Below are 3522 nucleotides of genomic sequence, written 5' to 3' on the forward strand. Positions count from 1 at the left end.
GACATCAACGAAACCACCCCCGGCTCCACCACCCTGGGCTACAAGCCAGGGCTCCCCAATTATACTTACGATACCTACGGAAACGGAAACCTGAGAACCGACCCCAGCCGGGGCATCACCATTACCTATAACCACCAAGACCTGCCCACCAGCATCGTGTGGGCCAATAACCAGCGGCTGGACCTCACCTACGATGCTGCGGGCACGCTCCTGAGGCGGGAAAAGAAAACGAGTTTTGGGAGCCCGGAAGAAACGCGGGATTACGTCGGGGGTATTGAATACCTGCAAAATGGCGTGGGGGCCAAAACCCTCGAATCCATCCACCACGCCGAGGGGCGCATCCGCTTCACGGGCGCGGCCCAGGAATGGCAATATGTGCTGACGGACCATCTGGGAAATACCAGAATAATGTACGCCGACCTGAACAACAACGGCATCCCCGAGGTGCCGAGCGAGATTATTCAGGAGGAGCATTATTACCCATTTGGGATGAAGATGACCGGCCCCTGGATGGGCGCGACCGCAGGTGCAAAGTCCGCCTACCAATACAACGGCATTGAGCACCTGGACGCTTTTGACCTGGACGTAAACATGGCCCTCTACCGGACGCTGGACCCGGTGGTGGGGCGGTGGTGGTCGGTGGATCCGAAGGGGGAGTATCTAACTGGCTTGAGCCCTTACAATGCTATGAATAATAGCCCTGTAGTTTATAATGACCCCGACGGGGACATTGTGCCACTAGTCTGGGCTGCCATAGCAGTTGGCGGAGCCGCATTCAACGTTTACCAGAATCGGGATCAGATATTCCAAGGGGGGCAGGTCAATTGGGGTAAACTCGGTGCTGCAGCAGCTATTGGTGCTGGCGCAGCGGTTGTGGGCACTTTGGCGGCACCTGCTACAGCTGTCGGTGGCACTCTTGTGGCAACGGTTAGTTCCTTTGCAGTCTCTGGTGCAATCGGTGGAGCCGTAGGTGGTGGAATACAGGGCTTTGGTAATGGGGCAGTATTTGGCACAAGTGATGATTGGGTAAATGATGCTATATCTGGCGGATTCCGAGGAGCTGTAGTGGGTGGACTGGTTGGAGGTGCTTTGGGGGGTGCTTTCGGAGTAGGGGCTCACTGGTTTTCTCGCGCTTACGGAGGCGGCAACATGGTAAAAGATCCATCTTTTGCTGATGATGTTGATTCTGGCGTAACTTTGGATGAACCAGTGCAGTTGAATGGAGGTAAAAGTCCATTCGACAACTTTTCGGTACAAAAGCAGTTTCGACATATAAAGGGACATAAGATGTATGATGGTGCTAGCTATTTTGAAAGTATTGACGATGCGCGTAAAGTTGCAGAGGCCATAAAAGACGGGCAAGGTCAATTTTTAGGCAACACTCCTGGGAAAAGTAGGTTCCCAGTCTATAGGGTAAATGGAGTGACGGGATATAATCACAATGTAGGTGCAGGCTTTTTGTCTCAAAAAACGAATGTTTTTATAGTGAAGGGGACTTCCAACTTCTCCATCGTACCTTACAATCCAAATTTTTAGTATGGCTACAGAGATGAGCATTTTGTATTACACGGTTCAAAGATCTTTACTGGGTAATATTAGCAAGGATGTGATGCATATCAGTCTTGATTTGCAAGGAGATGTTGTCGTGATCCGTGCAGTTGTGTTAAATGAAAGCGCCTTCAATGAAGACTTGAAAAAACATGTGAGCAACTGCGTCAAATCAGAATTGTATTATTTGGATATTGATTTTCAAGTCAATTGTATAACTTTAAACCAGTTTAATGATTTTGAATTTGATAAATTGTCGGTTCACATGTTTGGACGAGCTATAATTAATTTAATATGAAAGACTTCAGAGTGGATATCTGTACCCTAAACGGCGCTCTTGTGGGGTGCGTGACAGACAATTTACTAAGTGCTTCCTTTGAGTATGTAGACGATAGAGTTAAACTAAAACTAGTGTATAGGGAGCCTAGTATGGTTGATGCGGAGTTGGAAGAAGATATTGTAACTGACTTTTGTGCCCTTTCGGGATACATGGATAAAGACTTTCTAAAAGACTACCCTATCGTTTTTTTTGGGGAACATGAGTTAAGCCTAGAGCATAAAGTGTACTTGGCACCCGATTCGTTGGAGGTAATAGGCCAAAAAATTGATTGACACCAGTCAATATTCTGGCATTCGTAACCGCCTTGAATTGGGATAATGAAATTTATAGATACTGAACCGGATACTTCAATTGAGGCAATCAAACAGATTGAGACTAATCACGGAATACAATTTCCGTCAGAATACGTACGTCATATTTTAAAGTACAATGGTGGAAGTTGTAGTCCCGATACCTTCTCTTTCATGGAAGATGGCGAAAAAGCTGAGTCTCAGATTGACTACTTCCATGCTGTGAACAGTGGAGATGACTATGACTTGAGTAGATGTATTCAAGATTTAAATGGTGAGGGGAGGCTAAACAAATACCTTATACCAATAGCCACTGATCCCCTCGGAAATTTTGTATTGATTAGTTGCCGGGAAAGCGATTTTGGCAAAATTTACTTTTGGGATCATGAAAACGAATTCGATAACTCATACCAACCCGCTTATCTATCGGACACGTTGAATGAGTTTTTGAATAGCCTTTATTCTTAGTTTGCGTGGGGCAGTCTCGCCCTAGCTCCCATAAAAATGAATCGAACATCGCAAACATTTGGCGCTGTTCCTCATCGGCCACTCTCCTATGTATCTACACAGGCTCGCCGCAAAACACCGCTTCAGATTTCTTACTTTGCACCTGCGGCCGCGCCCAAAAAAACCTTATCTTCGTCTCATGCTGCTGCTCCGTTTGCTGTTGTTGCTCGTTGTTTGGCTGAGCCCGCTGGGGTTCCGGGCGGATGGCGACATCAACGAAACCACCCCCGGCTCCACCACCCTGGGCTACAAGCCAGGGCTCCCCAATTATACTTACGATACCTACGGAAACGGAAACCTGAGAACCGACCCCAGCCGGGGCATCACCATTACCTATAACCACCAAGACCTGCCCACCAGCATCGTGTGGGCCAATAACCAGCGGCTGGACCTCACCTACGATGCTGCGGGCACGCTCCTGAGGCGGGAAAAGAAAACGAGTTTTGGGAGCCCGGAAGAAACGCGGGATTACGTCGGGGGTATTGAATACCTGCAAAATGGCGTGGGGGCCAAAACCCTCGAATCCATCCACCACGCCGAGGGGCGCATCCGCTTCACGGGCGCGGCCCAGGAATGGCAATATGTGCTGACGGACCATCTGGGAAATACCAGAATAATGTACGCCGACCTGAACAACAACGGCATCCCCGAGGTGCCGAGCGAGATTATTCAGGAGGAGCATTATTACCCATTTGGGATGAAGATGACCGGCCCCTGGATGGGCGCGACCGCAGGTGCAAAGTCCGCCTACCAATACAACGGCATTGAGCACCTGGACGCTTTTGACCTGGACGTAAACATGGCCCTCTACCGGACGCTGGACCCGGTGGTGGGGCG

At 49.1% G+C, this 3522-nt stretch carries 4 protein-coding genes and 1 pseudogene; all 5 read left to right on the top strand.

The window, feature by feature from the left end; all coding sequences use genetic code 11:
* A partial coding sequence (locus H9S92_RS00465) for an RHS repeat domain-containing protein (protein ID WP_320055149.1) occupies positions 1-1536 on the top strand: 1536 nt, incomplete at its 5' end.
* A 1-nt stretch (position 1537) separates the two neighbouring features.
* Positions 1538-1846, top strand: a complete 309-nt coding sequence (locus tag H9S92_RS00470) for a hypothetical protein (protein WP_187464766.1) — start codon at positions 1538-1540, stop codon at positions 1844-1846.
* Positions 1843-2160 carry a hypothetical protein gene (locus H9S92_RS00475; RefSeq protein ID WP_187464767.1) on the top strand — a complete coding sequence of 106 codons (318 nt, stop codon included), beginning with the start codon at positions 1843-1845 and terminating at the stop codon, positions 2158-2160. The genes H9S92_RS00470 and H9S92_RS00475 overlap by 4 nt, the downstream gene beginning before the upstream one ends.
* Before the next feature lie 45 nt (positions 2161-2205).
* Complete coding sequence (locus H9S92_RS00480; RefSeq protein ID WP_187464768.1) at positions 2206-2646, top strand: SMI1/KNR4 family protein; 441 nt, start codon at positions 2206-2208, stop codon at positions 2644-2646.
* 178 nt (positions 2647-2824) lie between these two features.
* Positions 2825-3522, top strand: a pseudogene (locus tag H9S92_RS00485) (hypothetical protein); the annotation flags it as partial.

It is taken from the genome of Neolewinella lacunae (assembly GCF_014349155.1).
GTDB classification, from domain to species: Bacteria; Bacteroidota; Bacteroidia; order Chitinophagales; family Saprospiraceae; genus Neolewinella; species Neolewinella lacunae.

Excerpts from the sequence above, each read along its gene's own strand:
- H9S92_RS00470 (WP_187464766.1), top strand. The coding sequence starts at position 1,538 with ATGGCTACAGAGATGAGCATTTTGTATTACACGGTTCAAAGATCTTTA.
- H9S92_RS00475 (WP_187464767.1), top strand. The coding sequence starts at position 1,843 with ATGAAAGACTTCAGAGTGGATATCTGTACCCTAAACGGCGCTCTTGTG.
- H9S92_RS00480 (WP_187464768.1), top strand. The coding sequence starts at position 2,206 with ATGAAATTTATAGATACTGAACCGGATACTTCAATTGAGGCAATCAAA.